25 protein-coding genes and 1 tRNA gene are annotated in these 24,274 nt (G+C 67.5%); 7 read left to right on the forward strand and 19 right to left on the reverse strand.

Annotation, left to right across the window (positions count from 1 at the left end; translation table 11 throughout):
* Nucleotides 1–134 precede the first annotated feature (134 nt).
* The gene (locus tag TPR58_RS16240) at nucleotides 135–578 is read right to left on the reverse strand and encodes a hypothetical protein (protein WP_346247774.1); all 444 of its coding nucleotides are present in this window, start codon (nucleotides 576–578) and stop codon (nucleotides 135–137) included.
* A 175-nt stretch (nucleotides 579–753) separates the two neighbouring features.
* On the opposite strand from TPR58_RS16240, the gene TPR58_RS16245 reads away from it, so the two are divergent.
* The 3 genes from TPR58_RS16245 to TPR58_RS16255 all read left to right on the forward strand — a co-directional run bounded on the left by TPR58_RS16245 (nucleotide 754) and on the right by TPR58_RS16255 (nucleotide 3,394).
* A complete protein-coding gene (locus TPR58_RS16245) occupies nucleotides 754–2,049 on the forward strand; it encodes an Hsp70 family protein (protein WP_346247775.1) in 1,296 nt (431 codons plus the stop codon).
* 96 nt (nucleotides 2,050–2,145) lie between these two features.
* Complete coding sequence (locus TPR58_RS16250) at nucleotides 2,146–3,162, forward strand: LLM class flavin-dependent oxidoreductase (protein WP_346247776.1); 1,017 nt, start codon at nucleotides 2,146–2,148, stop codon at nucleotides 3,160–3,162.
* Nucleotides 3,163–3,184: 22 nt separating this feature from the next.
* Entirely contained in the window at nucleotides 3,185–3,394 is a 210-nt protein-coding gene (locus tag TPR58_RS16255; protein WP_346247777.1) for a hypothetical protein, read from the forward strand.
* Here the strand turns inward: TPR58_RS16255 and TPR58_RS16260 are convergent.
* Nucleotides 3,391–3,822, reverse strand: a complete 432-nt coding sequence (locus TPR58_RS16260) for a c-type cytochrome (RefSeq protein WP_346247778.1) — start codon at nucleotides 3,820–3,822, stop codon at nucleotides 3,391–3,393. The genes TPR58_RS16255 and TPR58_RS16260 overlap by 4 nt on opposite strands.
* Nucleotides 3,823–3,913: 91 nt before the next feature.
* On the opposite strand from TPR58_RS16260, the gene TPR58_RS16265 reads away from it, so the two are divergent.
* A complete protein-coding gene (locus TPR58_RS16265; protein WP_346247779.1) occupies nucleotides 3,914–4,477 on the forward strand; it encodes a hypothetical protein in 564 nt (187 codons plus the stop codon).
* A 118-nt stretch (nucleotides 4,478–4,595) separates the two neighbouring features.
* Here TPR58_RS16265 and TPR58_RS16270 read toward each other — a convergent pair whose 3' ends face one another.
* The 3 genes from TPR58_RS16270 to TPR58_RS16280 all read right to left on the reverse strand — a co-directional run bounded on the left by TPR58_RS16270 (nucleotide 4,596) and on the right by TPR58_RS16280 (nucleotide 6,338).
* Nucleotides 4,596–4,904, reverse strand: a complete 309-nt coding sequence (locus TPR58_RS16270) for a hypothetical protein (protein WP_346247780.1) — start codon at nucleotides 4,902–4,904, stop codon at nucleotides 4,596–4,598.
* 137 nt (nucleotides 4,905–5,041) lie between these two features.
* A tRNA-Arg gene (locus tag TPR58_RS16275) sits at nucleotides 5,042–5,118 on the reverse strand.
* 374 nt (nucleotides 5,119–5,492) lie between these two features.
* Entirely contained in the window at nucleotides 5,493–6,338 is an 846-nt protein-coding gene (locus TPR58_RS16280) for an NYN domain-containing protein (RefSeq protein ID WP_346247781.1), read from the reverse strand.
* 329 nt (nucleotides 6,339–6,667) lie between these two features.
* Between TPR58_RS16280 and TPR58_RS16285 the strand changes: the two genes are divergently transcribed.
* On the forward strand, nucleotides 6,668–7,252 hold the full coding sequence (locus tag TPR58_RS16285; protein ID WP_346247782.1) for a hypothetical protein: 585 nt from the start codon (nucleotides 6,668–6,670) through the stop codon (nucleotides 7,250–7,252).
* 430 nt (nucleotides 7,253–7,682) lie between these two features.
* On the opposite strand, the gene TPR58_RS16290 is transcribed toward TPR58_RS16285, so the two are convergent.
* The 4 genes from TPR58_RS16290 to TPR58_RS16305 are packed head-to-tail and all read right to left on the reverse strand — an operon-like array spanning nucleotide 7,683 to nucleotide 10,012.
* Nucleotides 7,683–8,171 carry a DUF1178 family protein gene (locus TPR58_RS16290; protein WP_346247783.1) on the reverse strand — a complete coding sequence of 163 codons (489 nt, stop codon included), beginning with the start codon at nucleotides 8,169–8,171 and terminating at the stop codon, nucleotides 7,683–7,685.
* Nucleotides 8,168–8,995, reverse strand: a complete 828-nt coding sequence (locus tag TPR58_RS16295) for a carbon-nitrogen hydrolase family protein (protein WP_346247784.1) — start codon at nucleotides 8,993–8,995, stop codon at nucleotides 8,168–8,170. The genes TPR58_RS16290 and TPR58_RS16295 overlap by 4 nt, the downstream gene beginning before the upstream one ends.
* A complete protein-coding gene (grxC, locus tag TPR58_RS16300; protein ID WP_346247785.1) occupies nucleotides 8,992–9,249 on the reverse strand; it encodes a glutaredoxin 3 in 258 nt (85 codons plus the stop codon). Before grxC ends, TPR58_RS16295 begins: the two co-directional genes overlap by 4 nt.
* Before the next feature lie 34 nt (nucleotides 9,250–9,283).
* Nucleotides 9,284–10,012: a ComF family protein gene (locus TPR58_RS16305; RefSeq protein WP_346247786.1), complete on the reverse strand. Its 729-nt coding sequence runs from the start codon at nucleotides 10,010–10,012 to the stop codon at nucleotides 9,284–9,286.
* A 42-nt stretch (nucleotides 10,013–10,054) separates the two neighbouring features.
* On the opposite strand from TPR58_RS16305, the gene TPR58_RS16310 reads away from it, so the two are divergent.
* Nucleotides 10,055–10,897, forward strand: coding sequence for a methyltransferase domain-containing protein (locus tag TPR58_RS16310; RefSeq protein ID WP_346247787.1), 843 nt, complete (start codon nucleotides 10,055–10,057; stop codon nucleotides 10,895–10,897).
* Nucleotides 10,898–11,181: 284 nt separating this feature from the next.
* Here TPR58_RS16310 and TPR58_RS16315 read toward each other — a convergent pair whose 3' ends face one another.
* From TPR58_RS16315 to TPR58_RS16350, 8 genes are all read right to left on the reverse strand, one after another.
* Complete coding sequence (locus TPR58_RS16315) at nucleotides 11,182–11,688, reverse strand: FKBP-type peptidyl-prolyl cis-trans isomerase (protein ID WP_346247788.1); 507 nt, start codon at nucleotides 11,686–11,688, stop codon at nucleotides 11,182–11,184.
* A 7-nt stretch (nucleotides 11,689–11,695) separates the two neighbouring features.
* Complete coding sequence (locus tag TPR58_RS16320; RefSeq protein ID WP_346247789.1) at nucleotides 11,696–13,747, reverse strand: ATP-binding protein; 2,052 nt, start codon at nucleotides 13,745–13,747, stop codon at nucleotides 11,696–11,698.
* 120 nt (nucleotides 13,748–13,867) lie between these two features.
* Nucleotides 13,868–14,854 carry a biotin synthase BioB gene (gene bioB / locus TPR58_RS16325; RefSeq protein WP_346247932.1) on the reverse strand — a complete coding sequence of 329 codons (987 nt, stop codon included), beginning with the start codon at nucleotides 14,852–14,854 and terminating at the stop codon, nucleotides 13,868–13,870.
* A complete protein-coding gene (locus tag TPR58_RS16330) occupies nucleotides 14,854–15,201 on the reverse strand; it encodes a hypothetical protein (RefSeq protein ID WP_346247790.1) in 348 nt (115 codons plus the stop codon). Before TPR58_RS16330 ends, bioB begins: the two co-directional genes overlap by 1 nt.
* Nucleotides 15,198–17,339 carry a methylmalonyl-CoA mutase gene (scpA, locus tag TPR58_RS16335; RefSeq protein WP_346247791.1) on the reverse strand — a complete coding sequence of 714 codons (2,142 nt, stop codon included), beginning with the start codon at nucleotides 17,337–17,339 and terminating at the stop codon, nucleotides 15,198–15,200. The genes TPR58_RS16330 and scpA overlap by 4 nt, the downstream gene beginning before the upstream one ends.
* Before the next feature lie 141 nt (nucleotides 17,340–17,480).
* Nucleotides 17,481–17,900: a methylmalonyl-CoA epimerase gene (gene mce, locus TPR58_RS16340; RefSeq protein ID WP_346247792.1), complete on the reverse strand. Its 420-nt coding sequence runs from the start codon at nucleotides 17,898–17,900 to the stop codon at nucleotides 17,481–17,483.
* Complete coding sequence (locus TPR58_RS16345; protein ID WP_346247793.1) at nucleotides 17,900–19,084, reverse strand: acetyl-CoA C-acyltransferase; 1,185 nt, start codon at nucleotides 19,082–19,084, stop codon at nucleotides 17,900–17,902. Before TPR58_RS16345 ends, mce begins: the two co-directional genes overlap by 1 nt.
* 44 nt (nucleotides 19,085–19,128) lie before the next feature.
* Nucleotides 19,129–20,655, reverse strand: coding sequence for an acyl-CoA carboxylase subunit beta (locus TPR58_RS16350; protein WP_346247794.1), 1,527 nt, complete (start codon nucleotides 20,653–20,655; stop codon nucleotides 19,129–19,131).
* Between the two features lie 124 nt (nucleotides 20,656–20,779).
* Here TPR58_RS16350 and TPR58_RS16355 point away from each other — a divergent pair, with 124 nt between their 5' ends.
* Entirely contained in the window at nucleotides 20,780–22,153 is a 1,374-nt protein-coding gene (locus TPR58_RS16355) for a helix-turn-helix domain-containing protein (protein ID WP_346247795.1), read from the forward strand.
* 69 nt (nucleotides 22,154–22,222) lie between these two features.
* On the opposite strand, the gene TPR58_RS16360 is transcribed toward TPR58_RS16355, so the two are convergent.
* Both TPR58_RS16360 and TPR58_RS16365 read right to left on the reverse strand, forming a co-directional pair.
* Entirely contained in the window at nucleotides 22,223–23,446 is a 1,224-nt protein-coding gene (locus TPR58_RS16360) for an NAD(P)/FAD-dependent oxidoreductase (RefSeq protein WP_346247796.1), read from the reverse strand.
* The gene (locus tag TPR58_RS16365; protein WP_346247797.1) at nucleotides 23,443–24,225 is read right to left on the reverse strand and encodes an enoyl-CoA hydratase-related protein; all 783 of its coding nucleotides are present in this window, start codon (nucleotides 24,223–24,225) and stop codon (nucleotides 23,443–23,445) included. The genes TPR58_RS16360 and TPR58_RS16365 overlap by 4 nt, the downstream gene beginning before the upstream one ends.
* Nucleotides 24,226–24,274 lie beyond the last annotated feature (49 nt).

Genomic DNA, 24,274 nt, shown 5'->3' on the forward strand with positions numbered 1-24,274 from the left:
GACCAGCCGGAGGCTGGTGGAGAGGGAGTGTCCCCAAACGAGGACCTTCGCGCGTGGAAACTCCCTCTCCACCGCTTCGCGGTCCCCCTCTCCCTCCGGGAGAGGATTTAAGACACTGATTTTTCACTCTTCTCCTACTGCCCGCGCCGCGCACTCGCCGACCAGTCGACGAACACGGTGCGCACCCGGTCCATCGTCACGACGCAATCGGGGCCAGTGGTGCCGATACAGTCATAGGCCCATTGCGACGGCTGGGGCGCGACACCCTGCCCCGGCATCGCGCGGGGTCCGGTCGGCCGGCGCATCGCCACGCGAATGACCGATCCCTTCTTCACATAGGCGTAGCAGGTCGTCTTCGGTTCCTTGTTGTCGCACACCAGCGCGACATCGGGGTCGGTGTCGATCGACACGCGCATTCCGCCCGAATTGGCCGAAACGATGCGGATCGGAACACCCGACGCGGAGTCAGCGCCGATGGTGGACGGGCCGCCGATCACCACGACCTGGGCGGCGGCGGGACATGCGGCGAAAACAAGCGCGGCCGGCGCGCAGGCGGGAATGAAACGCAGGATCGACATGGGCAGCTTCTCCGACAGGGGCCGCACCCGCGGCCGATATCGGGAAAGACGGCGCACATGCCGCGAACCGGACAGGGCATCGCCGCTTGCCGTTCGCGGCCGGCGCTGCCATAGGCGCCCGCCGCGCCGATGCCATGCGCGCGCGGGCTCACGAAACCGATAGAGGAGACTTGTCGTGGACAGCGACACGGGCGCGCTCGGGCTCGATTTCGGCACCACCAACACGGTCGCGGCACTGGCCGACGGCGCGGGATCGTCCCGGCTGATCGAATTCGCCGGCGACGAGGCGACCGGAGCGGTGTTCCGCACCGCGCTGTGCTTCTGGGAAGAGGAGCGCGGCTGGAACGGGATCGCGCACGAGGCGGGACCCTGGGCGATTTCCGAATTCCTCCAGTCGCCGCTCGACAGCCGCTTCGTCCAGTCGTTCAAGACGGTCGCCGCCAGCCCGCTGTTCGAGCGTGCGCAGATCTTCGGCAAGCCGTTCCGGTTCGAGGATCTCGGCCGCCTGTTCCTCCAGAAGCTGGTCGCGCATTCGGGCGGCGCGCTGGACGGACGGCCGCGGCGGGTGATCGTCGGCCGCCCGGTCGAATATGCCGGCGCTCGGCCCGATCCCGCGCTTGCCCGCCGGCGCTACGACGCGATGCTCGACGGGTTCGGGGTCGAGCTTCACTATGTGTACGAACCGCTCGGCGCGGCGTTCAGCTATGCCTCGCGCCTGACCGATCCCGCCACGATCCTGGTCGCCGATTTCGGCGGCGGCACCACCGACTTCTCGGTCGTGCGCGTGGCCGAGCCGGGCGCCGAGCGCCGCTGCGTTCCGCTTGCCTCGGCGGGCATCGGCATCGCGGGCGACCGGTTCGACCAGCGTATCGTCGATCACCTCGTCCTGCCGATGCTGGGCAAGGGGGGCGACTATCGCTCGTTCGGCAAGCTGCTGCCGATCCCAGGCGGCTATTTCGTCGAATTCGCCGACTGGTCGCGCCTGGCGCTGATGCGCAACCGCCGCACGCTGGACGAGCTTCGCAAGCTGCAACGCGACGCGGTCGATCCCGAGCCGATCGGGCGGATGATCGCGCTGATCGAGCATGAGCAGGGCTTTCCGCTGTACGACGCGGTCGGCCGGCTGAAGCGGGCGCTGTCGAGCGCCGAGGCGGCCGAGTTCCGCTTCTGTGGCGGCGAAGTCGAGATCGCGGCGGAGGTGCGCCGCAGCGACTTCGAAGGCTGGATCGGCGAGGATCTTCGCCGGATCGAGGCGGCGATGGACACTGCGCTCGACCGCGCCGGGGTTGCGGCCGGGGACATCGACCGCGTGTTCATGACCGGGGGTTCGTCGCTGATCCCGGCGATCCGCGCGATCTTCGAACGGCGTTTCGGAAGCGAGCGGATCGCGACCGGAGGCGAGCTGACGTCGATCGCGCATGGCCTGGCGCTGATCGGCGAGCAGCCCGACCTGGCCGGCTGGACCGCCTGAACGCGCGAACGGAAACGCTGCAATTCCGACCCTCGCCTTGCGGGCCGCCGGCCGGCTCGCCAGATCGGTGGCGATGATTTCGGCAGGATGCAGCAGATGAAGAAGATCGGATTCCTCTCGTTCGGGCACTGGTCCGCCTCGTCCCAGTCGGCGACGCGCTCGGCCGCCGACGTGTTGCTCCAGTCGATCGACCTGGCGGTCGCGGCCGAGGAACTGGGTGCCGACGGCGCCTATTACCGCGTCCATCATTTCGCGCAGCAGCTCGCCTCGCCCTTCCCGCTGCTCGCCGCAGTCGGCGCGAAGACCCGCCGGATCGAGATCGGCACCGGCGTGATCGACATGCGCTACGAGAATCCCTTCTACATGGTCGAGGATGCGGGATCGGCCGACCTGATCGGCGGCGGGCGGCTTCAGCTGGGCATCAGCCGCGGGTCGCCCGAGCAGGTGATCGCGGGCTGGCGCCATTTCGGCTACGCCCCGGCCGAGGGCCAGAGCGACTCGGACATGGGCCGCCGCCATGCCGAGGTGTTCCTGGAACTGCTCAAGGGCGACGGCTTCGCCCAGCCGAGCCCGCGCCCGATGTTCCCCAACCCGCCGGGCCTGTTGCGGCTCGAGCCGCATTCGCCCGGCCTGCGCGACCGGATCTGGTGGGGATCGGCGTCGAACGCGACCGCAGTGTGGGCGGCGCAGATGGGCATGAACCTGCAAAGCTCGACGCTGAAGGCGGACGAGAGCGGCGAGCCGTTCCATGTCCAGCAGGCCAGGCAGATCCGCGCCTATCGCGAGGCGTGGACCGCGGCCGGTCATGATCGCACCCCGCGCGTATCGGTGTCGCGATCGATCTTCGCGCTGATGAACGACCGCGACCGCATGTATTTCGGCCGCGGCGAGGGCAGCGACCAGATCGGCGTCATCGACAATATGCGCGCGGTGTTCGGCCGTTCCTATGCGAACGAGCCCGACAAGCTGATCGAGGAACTGCGCGCGGACGAGGCGATCGCCGAGGCGGACACGCTGCTGCTGACGGTTCCCAACCAGCTGGGCGTCGACTATAACGCGCATGTGATCGAGAGCATCCTCACCCATGTCGCGCCTGCCCTTGGCTGGCGCTGAGCCGCGCGACGTCGCGGAGGCCATGCCTTCGCCGCGCCCCGCAGCGGTCGAGCTGCTGCGCGAGCCGCAGAGCGCCGAGTTCGTGCTGGGCGACGGCAAGGTGTTGCGGGCATCGGTGCGCGTGTCGCCCGTCGGCGTGCTGGCGATCGCGGTGCTGGTGTCGGGCATCCTGCTGTCGACCCGCGCGCTGGTCGGCACCGCCCTCCGCGAACGCCGGCGGCCGAAAGCCTAGCGCCCCCGCGACTTCGCTTCCAGATAGGCGATCAGGTCGGCGCGATCGAGCGGATCGGTGACGCCGGGATAGGCCATCTTGTTGCCCGGCGCGAACCGCTGGGGCGAGGTGAGCCAAGCGTTCATCGACTGCCACGTCCAGGTGCCGCCGACCGAGCGCAGCGCCGCGGTATAGCCATAGCTGCCATCGCCCGCGACCGGCGCGCCCATCACCCCGGCCAGGTTCGGCCCGGCGCGATGCCCCGCCCCCGGCTCGATCGAATGGCACTGTGCGCACCGGCCGAATTTTTGCGCGCCGATCCGCGCGTCCGCCACCTGGCGCAGCGCCGCCTCGCCCGGATTGGGGCCCAGCCGCTCGCGACGCGGATCGGGCTTCGGCGCCGAGCATCCGGCAAGCGCTGCGATACCGATCAGCAGGATCGCAACCATCCTCGACTCACCGCATTTGCGCCGGACGGCCGATTGCCTGTCGCCTCGTGCGGGCGCAGATTCGGCACCCCTCTGTTGCGGACGACTCACGATGCTGAAACTCCTTGCCGCTGCCCTGTTGCTCTCCACCCCGTCCATGGGTCCGGAATGGCGCGACCTCAAGCCGGTCGCGATCAAGGGCGGAGAGAACCGGATCGCGGACATCGCCGGCGACAGCAAGGCCGGCACGATCCGGATCGACCACCGCGAGAACGGCAATGCCTGGGGCTATAACATCTACACCGTGTCGGTCGACGGATCGGTCGCGACGGTTGGCGACAAGGACCGCTTCACCGACAGTCCGCACACCGGCGAGGACGTGATCACCTCGGTCCGCTTCGCCCGCGGCATGCACCAGGGCAAGCCAACCACCTTCGCGCTGGTCGCGACCCGCGCGATCGGCGACGCCGTCCCCGATCCCGCGCCGACCAGCATCGCCATCTATGCGCTGGTCCGCAACGACGGCGGCATCGGCACGCCGTACGCGTTCGCGCGGGTGACCGAGGTCAAGGCGAAGCGGCTCTACTGCCATGCCGACAAGGCGCTGGAGGCCGAGGTCGGCCTGCCCCTGCCCGAGGGCTATGGCGGCGGCACCGGGCCGGACGGGTGCATCTGAACGCGCACTGAAATTGTGTCGCGCTAGAACCGAGCCCTCGCAACTGGCACTCCCAAGAGGGTTCGAACCTTCGACCTGCGGTAACGAAGCGCGTTATATTCAGCGATATCGCTGATCCTCAGCGGACAGCGTTCGAGCCCTTTCCTGCTTCCGGCCCTTCTTGGGGGCCATACATCGCCGACCCGAGGACAACGGTTTGCACGTCAGTGCCGGCCAGCTTCTGCTTGATGCACTTCGCCTGTTCGACATGCTCGTCCGCAGTGCCACGAAATCCAATCGTGTTGGACGTATCTGCAATGATGTAGGCGTCCTTCGCTCCGCACTCCCGCTTCGCAACCTCGAAGGCATCAGCGGAGAAGGAGGGCTTGCGCTCCTGGCAGCCAGCCAGCGCCATTATGGAGACAGCGGCGAAGATTACCGACCTCATAACGCCCCCCTCGTGAACTCATGCCTTTCACATTCCGGCATCCGAGGTCCTTCCAATGATAATGGGCGCGTCAGGAATACTGAGCTCGATTCAGAGCTGCATATTCCGTCGATCCTGCGGGTCTCGCCTGCTGTGATTGGCGTCCCCGAGAGGATTCGAACCTCCGACCTGCGGTTTAGGAAACCGTTGCTCTATCCTGCTGAGCTACGGGGACGTGGGCGGAATCCGTAGGTTTTCCGACACTAGCGGTCAATCCGGCGCGCGCGAAAAACGCGGCGAGGTACGGTTTACGACGGCACAGCAGTGGGCACAATCTGTTCGCGCCGTGTACCCAACGCCGCATGGGGCGACTTCCTCAGCGCGGCTGCTAAACTCCAACGAACCGAGAAGAAGCGGGGCACAAAAAGGGGCACAATATGATGACTTTTTTTCGCGGCTCCGCAGCAATCACCCCCTGACCTCTTCAGTGCGATTGCGTCCTTTGGCTCGGGCTGGGGGGAAGTTCAGGCCAAACCCGATCCTAATATCGCGAACGAGCCGTGAACAAGCACCTATTTGCGATACCGGTGCCATACCAGATTGCTGGAGCTAAGCCGCCGCAGCCGGCTCGAAAAACGCTTCACCAATGTCCTTCACGCCCCATGAATGAATAGCGTCGAGCGCCGTGAGAGCGGTTTCGAGATCGGCGCCCGGCGCACTCAAAGATACGCGTCGCCAAGTGGTATTTTTGTCATGACGCCAGACGTCCAGGATTCCGCCGTCCCATCGCCCGGCATATAGGAATCCATCCTTCTCAGTGAAGCGCGTGATTCCTTCGTCCTCAGGCCAACGCGAGTGTTCAACGCCGATCGCCCTGAACCCAGATTGTTGACCGTCTAGTGAGAGACAATGATGATCAGATGCGAACTGGAAAAGGCGGGTACTGTCGGCTGCAGCCTTTAGGTCTTCACTGGCCTGCGGTGGATGCCACAGCGTCACGTGCACCCCCTCTCCAACCAATGATCGAAGCAACGGAACGAAGTCCGCATCACCTGCGAACAATGTAGCCCGCGTCAGATTTCCGCGAAACGCGTGGGTCATCATATCGACTGCTAACTGGACATCGACCCCCTTCTGCCGGCGATTTGGCCCGACAGTGTAACCGAGCGCCACATGCACTCGGTCTAGGGCGCGGATCTTTGCAAACCGCTCATGGTCGGGGCGTACGCGAGCCTCGTACGCCGCCTGCGCCTCGCCATGATCTCGGCCGGGAACCGCGTCGTAATAAAACACCTTGTGATATGAGCCGGCGGCGATGGCCGAAATCAGGGGCTCGTACGCGTTTTCTCCACCGAAGATCTGCTTGCACATCGCCCGGGTGCTGCTCCTCAAGCAGCCGCCATCGATGAATAGGTACTCCCTTTCCGGAAGAGCGGATGGATAGGAAATCGGCATTCGACCTCGCATGTTCGAACCTGCTCCCGCCAGATATATTATACCAGGCGGGAAAACCCCAATAACTCCAACATCCTCATTAATCTGCCGAACATAAGACGGCGGCGGCGGCCTAGGGATGGACCTGAGAGCGGTACCGCCGACACCGTCGCCCCCTCCGCCACCACCGAAGCCCGAACCGGTTGATATTGGGAGCGGCCGCGGGACGCATACCGGCGCGCCTAAGCGCTCAACCGGGCTGCGTGACAGAACCTCTTTTGATCCGAACTGGACCTGATCGCGTTTGATCGGAGATTGAGGCTACGCCCCGCCATCGGCAAAATATCACTATGGACTATAATGTACTGGCTATGGCCGCTGCCCATGTTTCTGTGTCGAGAGAGAAAATCCTCGGCATGGCGACATCGGCGAACCTAATACAAGCGCGTCAGTTTTGGTCTGAGTATCTGACGGAGCATTCCAGGGCATTTAATAAGCTTGGTAATGCGATGGAGACCGGCCCAGAGCGTGGGTGGTTCGAGCGGCTGAAGGTGACGCGAAAAAAGGATGCTCTGCTTTGTTATCTCAAGCAGGCGCGTGATGCAGACGAACATGGGTGTCTCGATATTACCCCAAAGTCGAGAATATCACTTCTGATCCGACGACAGAGCGAGGGCCCACTAAACATCACGGAATTCTCGGTGAAAGGTGGCCAAATTAACTTCAAATACGCGACTCCGGACCGTGTAACGCCGATCATCGATTTCAAGCCCGCCTCGCTGATCCTGAGTGATGTGATTAACGGCGGGACGACTTACGCCGTCCCGCCAACACACCTTGGTAGCCCTATCTCACAATCAGTTTTGGGGTTTGCCAAGCTGGGCGCCGAGTTTCTCGACCACACCATCGCGGAGGCGCGTCAAAAATTCAGCTGATGCAGGATTAGCAGCGGGGCGAAGATTAAGCGATAGGCGTGCCCACTTCGAAGTTGCTGATCACAAGCTCGGCCGCGCGCTTGGCGCCGCACCCCCGACGCGGCAATCGTCGAGGTCGTCATCATCCCGATCATGGGAAAGGCACTGAAGCCCTCCCGGAGTGTCGTCCAACGAAAGCGGGAAGCGCCCGCGGATCTCACCCAGCGTGCGGCCAAGCGCTGGAGGCACGGCTGAAGACGCCCTCGCCATAGTCGGTCTTACAGTCCCAATAGGGCGGATCGATATTAAGCAGCACCCCGGCGCAATCATAATCAACGGGGCCGTTAATCCGGGATTTGCCTCCCGGTGGATCCCGGCACTGCGGCCGGGATGACCAGTTTTTCGAGGTGACGGACAGAACGCCGCGTGGACGAAGGCTGAGCTGTGCTGACTAATTGCTCACCTCGGGCGGGATCACCGGGAAGGGCAGCGCGGCGATCTGGATGCCGTCTTCGACCAGTTCGCGGGCCTGTTCGGGCGTGGCCTGGCCGTGGATCGGGGCGTGGTCCTCCTCGCCGGCGTGCATCGCGCGGGCGCGGGAGACGAAACTGCCGCCGACCCATTGCGACTGTTCGAGCATCTTCGCCTGAAGCTGCGCCAGTGTCGCCAGCGCGGCCTTGACCAGTTCCGGGCTGGGCGGCGCGTCGGCGGGCGCGGGCGGCTGGGCGGGTGGAGGCTGGATCGCGGGCACCGCAGGCGCACTGCGCTGATTGCCCTTGGCGGCGACGTTCGGCGCCATCACCGCCTTGGCGACGTCGGCGCTGCCGCACATCGGGCAGGCGAGCAGGCCGCGGCTGCGCTGGTCCTCATAGGCGGTGCTCGATCCGAACCACGCCTCGAACACATGACCCGTCCCGCACTTCAGGTCGAAGACGATCATCGCGCCTCGACCGGGGGGATGGCGCGGCGGTGGCGCAGCACGGGCACGCGGGTGCGGGCATCCTCGACACGCGCCTGGTCGATGTCGGCAAAGGCGAGCCCGGCCGCCTCGCCCATGTCGAGCAGCACCTCGCCCCAGGGGTTGATCGCCAGGCTGTGGCCATAGGTGGTGCGGCCGTCCTCATGCTCGCCGGTCTGGGCCGCGGCGATCACGAACGCAGCCGCCTCGATCGCACGGGCGCGCAGCAGCACGTGCCAGTGCGCCGCGCCGGTCGGACGGGTGAAGGCGGCGGGCAGAGCCAGGATCGTCGCCCCCGCGTCGCTCAGGGTGCGGAACAGGTCGGGGAAGCGCAGGTCGTAGCAGATGGCGAGCCCGAGCACGCCCAGCGGGGTGGCGACCGTCACCGGCCGCTCGCCCGCGGTATAGCTGTTCGACTCGCGCCAGCTTTCGCCGGTGGGCAGGTCGACGTCGAACAGATGCATCTTGTCGTAGCGGGCGCGGATGTCGCCGGCATCGTCGATCACGAAGCCGCGATTGGCCAGCTTGCCGTCCTCGCGCAGGATCGCCAGGCTGCCGATATGGAGCCACAGGCCGTGCCTGGCCGCGGCGTCGCGCACCGCCGCCAGCACCGGATCGTCGCCCTCATGGCGCAGCGATCCCGCGGCGCGATCGCGATTGCCGTCGAGCAGGCCCGACATCTCGGGCGTGAACAGAATCGCCGCGCCGCCATCCTTCGCCCGGGCAATGGCATCGACGATCGTTCGGGCATTGGCGAGCGGATCGATCCCGCTCGTCATCTGCAACAGGGCGGCGCGACCGCTCATCCGTTCAGCAGCGCGTCCAGCTTGCCCGCGCGTTCCAGCGCGACCAGATCGTCGCACCCGCCGATATGCCTGCCTTCGATGAAGATCTGCGGAAAGGTATTCCGGCCGTTCGCACGCTGGACCATCTCGGCGCGCTGCGGGCCGCCCATCGTCAGGTCATATTCCTGATACTCGACGCCCTTGCCGTCGAGCAGCGAGACCGCGCGGGCGCAATAGCCGCAAAATGCGCGCGTGTAGATTTCAACCTTAGCCATCGTTCCTCCGAGGTGATGCCGCCGCGGCCGCTTGTCAATCGGCCTCCTCATGCAGAACGCGCGCCCAGCACAGAAGGATCACCGATGCCGCGCCATTGCGTTTCAGCAGCCTGGCGCAGGCACGCGAAGTCGCTCCGCTGGTATGGACATCGTCGACCAGCACGACATGGCGCCCGGCGAGCCGATCGCGGGCGCCATCGGCCAGCGCGAAGGCACCGGCCACCGCCTTCGCCCGCCCCTTCGGCCCCAGCCCGCGCAGCACCGGTGTGGCCCTGGGGCGCAGCAGCAGGTGCGGATCCGCCGCCACGCCGGTAGCGCGCGACAGATGCGCGGCGATCAGCGCGGCCTGATTGAACCCCCTGCCCCAGATGCGCCAGCGGTGCAGCGGCACCGGGATCAGCAGGTCGGCACCCTCGGGCATCAGCCGGGTCATCGCCCGCGCCATCGTCCCGGCATGGCCGGTTCGCCCGCCATATTTGAGGCGCAGCGCGACGTGGCGCGCGACATCGCCGTACGCGACCGCGGCGCGCACCCCGTCATGCGGCGGCGGATCGGCCAGGCACTCGCCGCAGCGTGCGCCGGGCCCGCGATCATGGTCGAACGGCCGCTGGCATCCGGCACACCAGGGCGGGCCGAGGAAGCGCAAGCTGGACCAGCAGGGCGCGCAGAACCGGTAATCGGCCGCGGTGACGTCGCCGCAGCCGGGGCAGCGCGGCGGCAGCGCATGGGCGACGAGCGCGGCAAGGGGAGCCGAGAGGCGCACGCACGACTTGTTCCCCAGCGCGCATCGCTGCACAAGCGCCGCGTGTCCGACTCCCAATCCGCCGAGATCTTCGATCGCGCGCTGCGCCGCAAGCGCCGCGACCGCGCCGCCGCCCTGTACCGCGACCATGGCTTCCTGCGCGACGAGATGCTGGACGGCATCTACGAGCGGCTGGCCGACGTGAAGCGCGAGTTTCGCGACGTGCTCGACCTGGGCAGTTTCAACGGCGGCTTCACCCTGCCCGGCGCGACGATCACCCGGCTCGACGCCGGTGCGGCCTTTGCCGCACAGTCGGGCGCGGTGCAGGCGGACGAGGACCTGTACCCCTTCCCGGAGGCGAGTTTCGACCTGGTGGTGTCGGCGGGCGTGCTCGACACGGTCAACGACGTGCCCGGCACGCTGGCGCTGATCCGCCGCGCGCTGAAACCCGACGGGCTGTTCCTGGGCGCCTTCGCCGGGGCGGGCAGCCTCGCGACGCTGAAGGCCGCGTTCCTGGCCGCCGAGCCGGTCGCCCGCTTCCACCCGCAGATCGACGTGCGCTCGGCCGGCGACCTGCTGGGCCGCGCCGGCTTCACGCTCCAGGTGGCGGATACCGAGACGCTGACGGTGCGCTACTCGAGCATCTGGAGCCTGCTCAAGGACCTGCGCGGGATGGCCGCGACCAATTTGCTGCCCGGCGCGCGGCCGCTGACGCGCGGCGCGCTGCTACGCGCGGCCGAGGCATTCGCGGCAAAGGCCGATCCGGACGGACGCGTGCCCGAGCGGTTCGAGATCGTCTACCTCACCGGCTGGGCACCCGACCCGTCACAACCGAAACCCGCGCGGCGCGGGAGCGCGACGACGTCGCTTGCGGCGGCGCTGAAGGCGGCGCGGGACGAGGGGTGATCGACGCCACTGAGGTCTCCCTTCCCTGAAAGGGAGGGGGCGGTTGCGCGCTGCGGCTAACTTTCGACCAGCATCAACGAGGGACATCGGCCCGCCCCTCTCCTCCCCAGGAGCCTGCGGCTCCGGGGGCGGGGGACCGCGATGCGCAGCATCGTGGTGGAGGGGGCTGATCCGGTTGTGGCGGAAGGGGGCAGCCCCAGCTGTTGTGGGCCCCCTCCACCACGCCCTGCGGGCGCGGTCCCCCTCCCCCGGATGCGCGGCATCCTGGGGAGGAAATGGAAGCCTCAACCCGCCGGGGTGTCGATCGAGATCAGCTGGACCTTGAAGAACAGCGTGGCATTGGGCGGGATCGGGCCGCGGCCGATCGGGCCATAGGCATAGTCGGAGGGGATCGCGATCTCGATCGTGTCGCCCACCGCGGCCATCGGCACCGCGATCTGCCAGCCGCGGACCAGCTGGTTCAGCGGGAAGGTGGCGGGTTCGCCGCGGGTCCAGCTGCTGTCGAACTCGGCGCCGGTGGTCAGCGTGCCGGCATAGTGGAGCGTCACCGTGTCGGTCACCTTGGGGTGCCGACCGCTGCCGGTGCCCGCCACGCGGCGCCAGCGGATATTGCCCTCCAGCGGTGCCCAGCCGTCGGCCGCCTTCAGGCTGGCGAGCGCCAGCTGCTGCTTGTTGTGCCAGGCGGTGTCCTGCGCCAGCGGCGAGGCGGGTTCGCCCGCCTCGTCCTGGGCCTGGGCAGCGGTTGCGGACAGGGCGAGCGCCAGCGCGGCGAGCGGGAGTGCGAGCTTCATCGCGCGATCATTCGAACTCGAGGATCGCGGCGTCAACCGCCAGACTGTCTCCGGGGGCGAAATTCGCCGCCTTCACCGTCGCCGCCTTTTCCGCGCGCAGGATATTCTCCATCTTCATCGCCTCGACCACCGCGAGCGGCTGGCCCGCCTCGACCCGGTCGCCGGGCTGGACGTGGAGCTGGGTCAGCAACCCCGGCATCGGCGCCAGCAGGAAACGCGACATGTCGGGCGGGATCTTCTCGATCATGTGCCGCGCCAGCGTCGCGATGCGCGGCGGATAGGCGCGCACGGTGTGCGCCGCGCCGCGGGCGGTGAACTTCCAGTGGCTGCGGTGCCGCTCGATCTTCACCGACAGCGCCTCGCCGTCGATCGTCGCCTCGATCAGCCGGTGGCCGGGCAGATAGTGGAACTGGACGTTCATCGCGCGATTGTCGACGACGACCATGATCTGGTCGATCGCGACTTCATGCGTGTTGCCCCCCAGCGTGACCGTCCAGCGGTTCGACACGTCCGGACGCGCGCTCAGCTGGCCGCTGATGCTGCCGGCCCAGGTCGCCTCTACCGATGCGACGACCGCAGCGACCGCCGCCAGCTTGGCCGACAGGTCCAGCGCCAGCGGTGCGCCGACAAAGCCTTCGGGATATTCCTCGGCGATGAACCCGGTCGTGAGCGCACCGGCGCGGAAGCGCGGATGCTGCATGATGGCGGACAGGAAATCGATATTGTTGCCGACGCCCTCCAGCTGGAACCGGTCGAGCGCCTGCACCGCCAGGTCCGCCGCCTCGTCGCGCGTGGCACCATAGGTGATCAGCTTGGCGATCATCGGATCATAGAACATCGACACCTCGCCGCCTTCGCGCACGCCGTCATCGACGCGGACATAGCCGCTGCCCTGCGGCTCGGGCGCGGGGCCGCAGCACGATCCATGCGCCTCCGCACCCGGGCTGCCGGGCGAGGTGTCGCGCGGCGGATGATAGCGCGTCAGCCGCCCGGTCGAGGGCAGGAAGCCGCGATAGGGATCCTCGGCATAGACGCGGTTCTCGATCGCCCAGCCGGTCAGCGTCACATCGTCCTGGGTAAAGCCGAGCGGCTCGCCCGAGGCGACGCGGATCATCTGCTCGACCAGGTCGAGCCCGGTGATCGCCTCGGTCACCGGATGCTCCACCTGGAGCCGGGTGTTCATCTCGAGAAAGTAGAAGCCCTGGCCGGTCGTATCGGCGCCCGACACGATCAGCTCGACCGTGCCCGCGCTGTAATAGCCCACCGCGCGCGACAGCGCGACCGCCTGCTCGCCCATCGCCTTGCGCATCTCGGGCGTGACGAAGGGCGACGGCGCTTCCTCGACCACCTTCTGGTGGCGGCGCTGGATCGAGCATTCGCGCTCGCCCAGATAGACGATATTGCCCTGCTGGTCGCCCAGCACCTGGATCTCGATATGGCGCGGGCTCTCGATGAACTTCTCGATGAAGACGCGGTCGTCGCCGAAGCTCGCCAGCCCCTCGCGCTTGGTCGCCTCGAACCCTTCGCGGACATCCTGTTCCGAATAGGCCAGCCGCATGCCCTTGCCGCCGCCGCCGGCCGATGCCTTCATCATGACCGGATAGCCGATCTCATTCGAGATGCGCACGGCATGCTCGGTATCCTCGATCACGCCGACGAAGCCGGGGACGACGTTGACGCCGGCCGCCTTGGCCAGCTTCTTCGACTCGATCTTGTCGCCCATCGCCGCGATCGCGCCGGGCGGCGGACCGACGAAGGCGATGCCAGCCTCGGCGCAGGCCCTGGCGAAGCTCTCGCGCTCGGACAGGAAGCCATAGCCGGGGTGGATCGCGTCGGCGCCGGTTTCCTTGGCCGCCAGCAGGATCAGCTCGGCCTTGAGATAGCTCTCGCTGGCCGGTGCGGGCCCGAGGCGAACGGACTCGTCGGCCATCAGCACATGCGGGCTGCGCGCGTCGGCGTCCGAATAGACGGCGACCGTCTTGATGCCCATCTTCTTGGCGGTGCGCATCACGCGGCACGCGATCTCGCCGCGATTGGCGACCAGGATTTTCTTGATCACGCCTTCAACTCCCCTCCCGCCTGAGGAAGGAGCCGACAGGCCGGTCTTCCGTGGGCGGTGTCTGTTGTGTCGGGAGGAACAGGCCCTCCCCCGGCCCCTCCCGCAAGCGGGAGGGGAGAATCACTCTGCAGCTTCCAGCTCGGCCTTCACCTCGCCCTGCATCGCGCGGACGCCCAGGCGGGCGAACAGCGCGGCGTCCCTGTCGTCGCCGGCATTGCCTGTGGTCAGCAGCTTGTCGCCGGTGAAGATCGAATTGGCGCCCGCCATGAAGCACAGCGCCTGGGTCTCGTCCGACATGCTCTCGCGCCCGGCCGACAGGCGGACCATCGAATGCGGCATAAGGATGCGCGCGACGGCGACGGTGCGGACGAACTCGATCTCGTCGATCTTCGCCAGCGGCGTGTCGGCCAGCATGTCGCCCAGCACGGTGCCCTTGACCGGCACCAGCGCGTTGATCGGCACGCTTTCGGGATGCGGCATCGTCGCCAGCACGTGGAGGAAGCCGACGCGATCCTCGCGCGTCTCGCCCATGCCGACGATCCCGCCGCAGCACACGTTGATGCCCGCCGAGCGCACCGCGTCGAGCGTGTCGAGCCGGTCCTGGAAGCTGCGCGTCGAGATGACGTTGGCGTAATTCTCGGGGCTGGTGTCGATATTGTGGTTGTAATAGTCGAGCCCGGCCTCGGCCAGCTGCGCCGCCTGACGCTCGGTCAGCATGCCCAAAGTCATGCAGGTTTCCATGCCCATCTGGCGCACGCCCTTCACCATCTCGATGATGGCGGGCATGTCGCGATCCTTGGGCTCGCGCCACGCCGCGCCCATGCAGAAGCGCGACGAGCCGTTATCCTTGGCCTGCGCCGCCGCCTGCAGCACCGCGCGGGGGTCCATCAGCTTCGTCGCCTTCAGCCCGGTCTCGGCGTGGGTGGACTGGTTGCAATAGCCGCAATCCTCGACGCAGCCGCCGGTCTTGATCGACAGCAAGGTCGACAGCTGCACCGCGTTGCGCGGATGATGTTCGCGGTGGATCGTCGCCGCCTCGTACACCAGGTCGAGGAACGGCATGTCGAACAGCGCGGCGACCTCGTCGCGGGTCCAGTCGGTACGGATCACGGGTGGAGCGTCCTTGTGAAGAGATAGAGGAACATGCCGACGCCGACCGAGAGGAAGACCGGCGCGATCGCGCGATAGTGATTGACGTGCTTGGCCAGCGGCTTGCGGTGAAACCGCGCAGCGACGATCTCCGCGGTGCCGCTGAACGAGATCAGCGCCGCAACGCCGATCACGCCCAGCACCGCGATCATGACACCAGCCGAGACGCCCTTGGCGTTCTGCGCCAGCGCCAGCACCCCGCCCAGCGAGAACAGGCATAGCGAGGTGAGATGCTTGAAATAATCGTAGAGCAGGGTCTCGCCGTCATGCGGCACATCGACCGGTGCTTCCGCATCGTCGCTCATTCGGCGGCTTCCTCCACGGGCGGCATGTTGTGGCCGAGCAGCCGGAGCACTTCCTCGGCCGCCTTCACCAGGTTCGTACCCGGTCCGAAGATCGCCTGCACCCCCGCTTCGCGCAGATACTCGTAATCCTGCGCCGGGATCACCCCGCCGGCGACCACCTTGATGTCGGCGCGGCCGGCATCCTTCAGCTCGCGGATCAGTTCGGGAATGAGGGTCTTGTGGCCGGCCGCAAGGCTGGACGCGCCGACGACGTCGACGTCGGATTCCAGCGCAAGCAGCGCGGCTTCCTGCGGCGTCTGGAACAGCGGGCCCGGCACGACCTCGAAGCCCAGGTCGCCGAACGCCGACGAGACGAGGTTGGCGCCGCGGTCATGCCCGTCCTGCCCCATCTTGGCGACGAGCATGCGGGGGCGGCGACCCAGCCGGCGTTCGGTGGCGGCGACGCCATCCTTCAGCCTTTCCCAGCGGACATCGTCGGCATAGGCGCCGCCATAGACGCCCTTAACCGGCGTCGGCTGCGTGCCGTAGCGGCCGAAGCCCGCCTCCATCGCCGAGCTGATCTCGCCCAGGGTCGCGCGCGCGCGGGCGCATTCGACCGCGAGTTCGAGCAGGTTTGCGGTCCCTTCCGCCCCGACGCGCAGCGTCTCCAGCGCGGCCTGGCAGGCGGCCTCGTCGCGGCCGGCCTTCACCTTGCGGATGCGGGCGATCTGCGCCTCGCGCACGGCGTGGTTGTCGACATCGAGGATGTCGATCGGATCCTCGCCGTCCTTGCGATACTTGTTGACGCCGACGATCACCTGCTCGCCGCGGTCGATCCGCGCGGCGGTGGCCGCGGCGGCTTCCTCGATCATCGCCTTGGGCCAGCCGGCGGCGACCGCCTTGGCCATGCCGCCCTCTGACTCGACGCGCTCGATGATCTCCCAGGCGCTGTCGACCAGCTGTTGCGTCAGGCTCTCGACATAATAGCTGCCGCCCAGCGGATCGACGACCTTGGTCATGCCCGTCTCTTCCTGGATCACGATCTGGGTGTTGCGCGCGATCCGGGCGGAGAAGTCGGTGGGCAGCGCGATCGCCTCGTCGAGCGCGTTGGTGTGAAGCGACTGGGTCCCGCCCAGCATCGCCGCCATCGCCTCGATCGTGGTGCGCATGACGTTGTTGTACGGGTCCTGCTCGGTCAGCGACACGCCCGAGGTCTGGCAGTGCGTGCGCAGCATCTTCGACCGCTCGTCCTGCGCGCCCAGCTTCGTCATGACGCGGTGCCACAGAACGCGCGCGGCGCGCAGCTTGGCGATCTCCATGAAGAAGTTCATGCCGATCGCGAAGAAGAAGCTCAGCCGCCCGGCGAACTTGTCGATGTCCAGGCCCGATGCGACGCCGTATTTCACATATTCCATGCCGTCGGCGATGGTGAAGGCAAGCTCCTGGACCTGCGTCGCTCCGGCTTCCTGCATGTGATAGCCGGAGATCGAGATCGAGTTGAACTTGGGCATCTCGCGGCTGGTATAGCCGAAGATGTCCGAGATGATCCGCATGCTCGGCTCGGGCGGGTAGATATAGGTGTTGCGGACCATGAACTCCTTGAGGATGTCGTTCTGGATGGTCCCGTCCAGCTGCGCGCGGGGCACGCCCTGTTCCTCGCCGGCGACGATGAAGAAGGCGAGGATCGGGATCACCGCGCCGTTCATCGTCATGCTGACCGACATCTGATCGAGCGGGATGCCGTCGAACAGGATCTTCATGTCGTCGATCGTGTCGATCGCCACGCCGGCCTTGCCGACATCGCCGGTGACGCGGGGATGGTCGCTGTCATAGCCGCGGTGCGTGGCGAGATCGAAGGCGACGCTCAGCCCCTTCTGCCCCGCCGCCAGGTTGCGGCGGTAGAATGCGTTCGACGCCTCGGCGGTCGAGAAGCCGGCATATTGGCGGATCGTCCAGGGCCGCCCGGCATACATCGACGCGCGCACCCCGCGGGTGAACGGCGCGAAGCCCGGCAGGCCCGCGTCGATCCCGGCGACGTCCTCGGCGGTGTAGAGCGGCTTGACGTCGATCCCCTCCGGCGTGTGCCAGGTGAGGTCGCGACCCTTCACTTCCTTCGAAGCGGCGGCTGACCATTGGGCGAGGGTTGGCTTGTCGCTCACTGCCCCTCTCCCCCTGTGGGAGAGGGAGGGAGCAGCCATAGGCTGCGGAAGGGTGAGGGGGAATTGGACTCAGGCCCCCTCATCCTTCCCACTGCCTGCGGCAGCGGGCCCCTTCCTTCTCCCGCAAGGGAAGGAGAAATCTCAATGCTCGCCACGGGGCGTCTCCATGATCTCGGTCAGCACGCCGCCCATGTCCCTGGGGTGGACGAAGAAGATCGGGGTGCCGTGTGCGCCGATGCGGGGTTCGCCGAGCACCCTGGCGCCCTTCGCCTCGAACCAGGCCTTGGCATCGGCGATGTCGGGCACTTCATAGCAGAGGTGATGCTGGCCGCCGGCCGGGTTCTTGGCCAGGAAGCCGTGGATCGGCGACCCCTCGCCCAGCGGCTCGATCAACTCGATCTGGCTGTTGGGCGTATCGACGAAGCAGACCTTCACGCCCTGCGCCGGCAGGTCGAACGGCTCGCGGATCACCTGCGCGCCCATCACGTCGCGGTAGAAGGCGATCGATTGATCGATCGACGGCGTCGCGACGCCGACATGGTTGAGGCGACCCAGTTTCATCAGACCAGCTCCACCGCCATCGCCGTCGCCTCGCCGCCGCCGATGCACAAGGCGGCCACGCCGCGCTTGCCGCCGGTCTTCTGCAGAGCCGCGATCAGCGTCGCCAGGATGCGCGCGCCCGATGCGCCGATCGGATGGCCCATCGCGGTCGCGCCGCCATGGATGTTCACCTTGTCGTGCGGGATGCCGAGGTCGCGCATCGCGAACATGGTGACGCAGGCGAACGCCTCATTGATCTCGAACAGGTCGACATCGCCGACGCTCCAGCCGGTCTTCGCCAGCAGCTTCTCGATTGCGCCGACCGGTGCCGTGGTGAAATGCGCCGGCAGGCGGGCATGCGCGGTATGGCCGACGATGCGGGCGACCGGCTTCAGCCCCTTGGCCTCCGCGACCGAGGCGCGCGCCAGCACCAGCGCGGCGGCGCCGTCGGAGATCGAGCTGGCATTGGCCGCGGTGATCGTCCCGTCCTTGGCGAAGGCGGGACGCAGGGTCGGGATCTTCGAGGGGTCGCCCTTCAGCGGCTGCTCGTCCTTGTCGACCGTCTCGAAGCCCTTGCGAGTCTTCACCTCGACCGCGACGATCTCGCCGTCGAACGCGCCCGAGCTCTGGGCCTTCTGCGCGCGGGTCAGCGATTCGATCGCGTAATCGTCCTGCGCCTGGCGGGTCAGCTGATACTCGCCCGCGGTCGCCTCGGCAAAGACGCCCATCGCCTTGCCGGGCTCATAGGCATCCTCGAGGCCGTCGAGCATCATGTGGTCATAGACGGTGTCATGGCCGATCCGCGCGCCGGCGCGGTGCTTCTTCGACAGATAGGGCGCGTTCGACATGCTCTCCATGCCGCCCGCGACGATGATGTCGCTGCTGCCCGCGGCGATCGCGTCGGCGGCCATCATCGCCGCCTTCATGCCGCTGCCGCACATCTTGTTGACCGTGGTCGCCTCGACATGGTCGGGCAGGCCCGCGCCGCGCGCCGCCTGGCGCGCCGGTGCCTGGCCGAGGCCGGCGGGCAGCACGCAGCCCATATAGCAGCGCTCGACATCCTGCGGATCGACGCCGGCGCGCTCGACGGCGGCCCTGACAGCGGTCGCGCCCAGCTCGGTCGCGGTCGCGCCCGACAGGCTGCCCTGGAAGCTGCCCATCGGCGTGCGGGCATAGGAAAGGATGACGACGGGATCGGTGGTCATGAAACGGTCCTTCGAATGGCCCTCCGCGCCCGGAGGGCACGCAATCACAGCGGGATGTTGTCGTGCTTCTTCCACGGATTCTCGAGCTTCTTGTTGCGAAGCTTGCGCAGGCCCAGCGCGATCCGGCGGCGGGTCGAATGCGGCATGATCACCTCGTCGATGAAGCCCTTGCTGGCGGCAACGAACGGATTGGCGAAGCGTGCCTCATATTCCGCGGTCTTCTCGGCGATTTCCTCGGGCGTGCGGCCGCGGAAGATGATCTCCACTGCGCCCTTTGCGCCCATCACCGCGATCTCAGCGGTCGGCCAGGCATAGTTGAGGTCGCCGCGAAGATGCTTCGACGCCATGACGTCATAGGCGCCGCCATAGGCCTTGCGCGTGATGACGGTGATCTTCGGCACGGTCGCCTCGGCATAGGCGAACAGCAGCTTGGCACCGTGCTTGATGATGCCCGAATGCTCCTGACCAACCCCCGGCAGGAAGCCCGGCACGTCGACGAAGGTGACGATCGGGATCTCGAACGCGTCGCAGAAGCGCACGAACCGCGCCGCCTTTTTCGACGAGTTGATGTCGAGGCAGCCGGCCAGCACCATCGGCTGGTTGGCGACGATGCCGACGGTGCGCCCCTCGATCCGGCCGAAGCCGATGATGATGTTGGCGGCATGCGCGGGCTGCAATTCGAAGAAATCGCCCTCGTCCACCGTCTTCCGGATCAGCTCGTGCATGTCATAGGGCTGGTTGGCGCTGGGCGGGATCAGCGTGTCCAGGCTGTCCTCGATCCGGTCCCACGGATCGTGGCACGGCCGCTCGGGCGCGCGCTCGCGGTTCGAGGCGGGCAGGAAATCGATGAAGTCGCGCGCCGCCAGCAGCGCCTCGATATCATTCTCCAGCGCCAGGTCGGCGACCGACGAGCGCGTCGTGTGCGTCACCGCGCCGCCCAGTTCCTCCTGCGTCACCACCTCGTTGGTCACCGTCTTCACCACGTCGGGACCGGTGACGAACATGTAGGAGGAATCCTTCACCATGAAGATGAAGTCGGTCATCGCCGGCGAATAGACCGCGCCGCCCGCGCACGGCCCCATGATCAGGCTCAGCTGCGGGACCACGCCCGATGCCAGCACGTTGCGCTGGAACACCTCGGCATAGCCGCCCAGGCTGGCAACGCCCTCCTGGATGCGCGCGCCGCCCGAATCGTTCAGACCGATCACCGGCGCGCCGACCTTCAGCGCCATGTCCATGATCTTGCAGATCTTCTGCGCATGGCGTTCGGACAGCGACCCGCCGAACACGGTGAAGTCCTGGCTGAACACGAACACCAGCCGGCCGTTGATCGTCCCGCTGCCGGTGACGACGCCGTCACCCGGAACGATCTGGTCGGGCATGCCGAAATCGACGCAATTATGCTCGACATACATGTCGAGCTCCTCGAACGACCCCTCGTCGAGCAGCACCTCGACCCGCTCGCGCGCGGTCAGCTTGCCCTTGGCATGCTGCGCGGCGACCCGCTTCTCGCCCCCGCCTGCACGGGCGGCATCGCGGCGGCGTTCCAGTTCTTCGATCGTCGAGGACAAGGGCGGTCTCCGGCTGGCCAAAGCCTGCCCGTTTCACAGCTTGCATCGCGGCGCAACTGTGATGTTGCAAACCCACCGACGGGATGTTTGCAAACTACGGTGGCCAGTCCTAGGATCCCGGTCCATGTCGACCCGCCGCATCTTCGCCGGCCATCTGGTGCGCGAGCTTCGCACCCGGCTGGTGCTGAGCCAGGCGGAGATGGCGGCGCGGCTGCGCATCTCGGTCAGCTATCTCTCGCAGATCGAGAATGGCGACCGGCCGATCACGCCTGCGGTGCTCGGCGCGCTGGGCGAGGCCTTCCCCACCGACTGGGCGACGATCGACCCGCAGGAGGAGACCTCGCTGCTGATCGAGGGGGTCGAGGCGGCAGTCGATCCCAGCGTGCCCGACGGCGCGATCGGTCAGGAGGCAGTCCAGCGCGGCGTGAAGCAGCAGCCGCAGCTGGTACGGCGGATGGTCGCGCTGCATTCGGCCTATCGCCGGTCGCAGGACCAGTTGCGCGTGCTCGACGACCGGTTCGAAACCGGGGAGGCGCGGCTGCCCTGGGACGAGGTGCGCGACTGGTTCCATGCCGAGCGCAACTATATCGACCCGATCGACCGCGAGGCCGAACGGATCGCGGGCGAGCTTCACGAGGGCGCACGCGCGATCGAGCTCCGGCTGCGCGAGCGCCACGGCGTGACGGTGGAAGCGGGCGGCACGCGCCTGCGCGCCTATGATCCCGACGCCCGCCTGCTGCAGGTCGATCCGTCGCAGGGGCCGGAGACCAACCTCTTCAGCCTGGCGCATCAGCTCGCCCGGCTCGAATTCGCCGAGCTGATCCGCGACATCGCGCATCGCGGAATCGATTCCGCCGCCGGGCGCGAATTGCTGTCGGCGGGGCTGGCAAACTATGCCGCGGGGGCGCTGGTAATGCCCTATGCCCGGTTCCGCGCGGCGGCGCGCGAGCTGCGTCACGATATCGACCGGCTGCGCCAGCGTTTCGGCACCAGCTTCGAACAGACCTGCCACCGCCTCTCGACGCTGCAGCGGCCGGGCGCGGCGGGCATTCCCTTCTTCTTCTGCCGCGTCGACATGGCGGGCAACATCACCAAGCGCCATTCGGCCACCCGCCTGCAATTCGCGCGCTTCGGCGGCGCCTGTCCGCTATGGGTGGTGCACGAGGCGGTGGCGATCCCCGACCGCATCCTGGTCCAGATGGCCGAGACGCCCGACGGCGTGCGCTATGTCTCGATGGCGAAGGGCCTGGTCAAACCCTCGGGCAGCTATACCCGCCCGCCCCGCCGCTATGCCGTGGCGCTGGGTTGCGAGGAGAGCCACGCGCCCGACTTCATCTATGCCGACGGCCTGCGCACCGACGGCATCGCCACCCCGATCGGCACCAGCTGCCGCATCTGCCCCCGCACCGACTGCGACCAGCGCGCCTTCCCGCCCGCAGGCAGCGAGATCCGCATCGACGCGGACGCGCGCGGCGCAGTGCCGTACGGGTTCAGATAATCTCCTCCCTCGGAGCGCAGCTCCGCGAGAGGAAAATGGCGGCACGAACCGACCGCACAACTCCACCCGTCACCCCGCCATTTCCTTCAGCGGCACCGACGCATCCGCCAGCCTCGCCGGATCGATCACCGCGCCCTCGACCACCAGCTTCCGGCCCTGGACATAGTCCTTGGTCGAATTGACGCAGTCGAGCGCGATCACGCGGCGGTCGCGTAGATACAGGACCGAGAAGCTGCGCGCCGCGGGATCGCCGCGGACCACGGTCGCGTCATAGCCGGTCGACAGGCCGACGGTCTGGAGCCGCAGGTCATACTGGTTCGACCAGAACCACGGCACCGCGTCATATTCGGTATCGATCCCCAGGATCGTCTTCGCCGCCACGGTCGCCTGGTCGTTGGCGTTCTGTACCGATTCCAGCCGGATCGCCCTGCCCTCGGCGAAGCGGTTCGAATGCTGGGAACAGTCGCCCACCGCATAGATGTCGGGCAGCGAGGTGCGGCACTGGCTATCGACGGTCACGCCATTGCCGCCCAGGGCGCCGGCGTCGATCAGCGGCTGGACCGCGGGAACGATGCCGATGCCGACGATCACCATGTCGGCCGGCACCACCGCGCCGCCTGACAGGCGCACGCCGGTCACCTTGTCCTCGCCCTCGATGCAGGCGACGGTCACGCACAGACGGATCTCGACACCGTGGGCGCGGTGCTCCGCCTCGTAGAAACGCGACAGCGGCTCGCCGGCGACGCGCGCCAGCACCCGGTCGAGCGCCTCGAGCACCACGACCTGCTTGCCGAACTTGTTCAGCACCGCCGCCGCCTCGAGCCCGATATAGCCGCCGCCGATCACGACGACGCGGGTGACGCCGTCCAGCTCTGCCAGCATCCGGTCGGCATCGGCGCGGGTGCGCACGGTGTGCAGACCGGTCAGGTGATGTCCGCCACAGGGCAGCTCGCGCGGCTTGCCGCCGGTCGCCCAGATCAGCGCGCCATAGCCAATCGTCTCGCCGTCCGCGGTCGTGACGGCCTTGCCGGCCGGGTCGACGGACACGACGCGGCGCCCCAGGAGCATCTCGACCTGCCGCTCCTGCCAGAAGGCGGCGGGGCGGATCAGGATGCGCTCGAACGCCTTTTCGCCCGAGAAATACTCCTTCGACAGCGGCGGGCGCTCATAGGGGATCTCGGGCTCGTCGCCGATCATGGCGATGGTGCCGGCGAACTTGTTCTGGCGCAGCGCGATCGCGGCCTGGGCGCCGGCGTGACCGGCACCGACGATCAGCACGTCATACTGGCTCATTTGCCGCGGAACGCCGGCTGGCGCTTCTGGAGGAAGGCAGCGACGCCTTCCTGGAAATCCTCGGTCCTGCCGGCGATCGACTGGTGCGACGCCTCGATCTCCAGCGTCTGCTCGAACGTGCCCGACAGCGCCGCGGCCACCTGCTTGCGGATCAGCCCGAGCGCGACCGTCGGCTTGGCCGCCAGCCGGCGCGCATAGTCGAGCGCAGTGTCCATCAGCGCCTCGTCATCGACCACGCGGGTGACCAGGCCGGCGTCCAGCGCCTGGTCGGCGGGCAGCTTCTCGCCCAGCAACGCCATCTCCAGCACCTTGGCGCGACCCGCCGCCTTGGCGATCAGCCAGGTGCCGCCGGCATCGGGGACCAGCCCGATATTGGCGAAGGCGAGCAGCAGATAGGCCGAGCGCGCCATGACGACGATATCGCCGCCCAGCGCGATCGAGGCACCCGCCCCCGCGGCCGGACCGTTGATCGCGGTGACGATCGGGACCGGCAGGTCGGCGAAGGTCCGCATCATCGGATTGTAGTGGCGCCGCAGCGATTCGCCCGGATCGAGCAACGCGTCGCCGCCGCGGCCCGACAGGTCGGCACCCGAACAGAAGGCCCGCCCCTCGCCGGTCAGCAGGATCGCCCGCGCGCCCTCGTCCACCGCCTGCCGTAGCGTCGCCGCGATCAGGTCGAGCATCGGATAGGTCACCGCGTTCAGCCGGTCGGGCCGGTTCAACCGGACGATGCCGACATCGCCGTCCCTTTCCAGCACTACCGTCGGGGCGTCGCTCATCCGGGCTCTCCTCACGTGATTTGGCCCCGAGCTAGTCCGGGCAGTGCGA

The organism is Sphingomonas rustica, assembly GCF_039652585.1.
GTDB classification, from domain to species: domain Bacteria; phylum Pseudomonadota; class Alphaproteobacteria; order Sphingomonadales; family Sphingomonadaceae; genus Sphingomonas; species Sphingomonas rustica.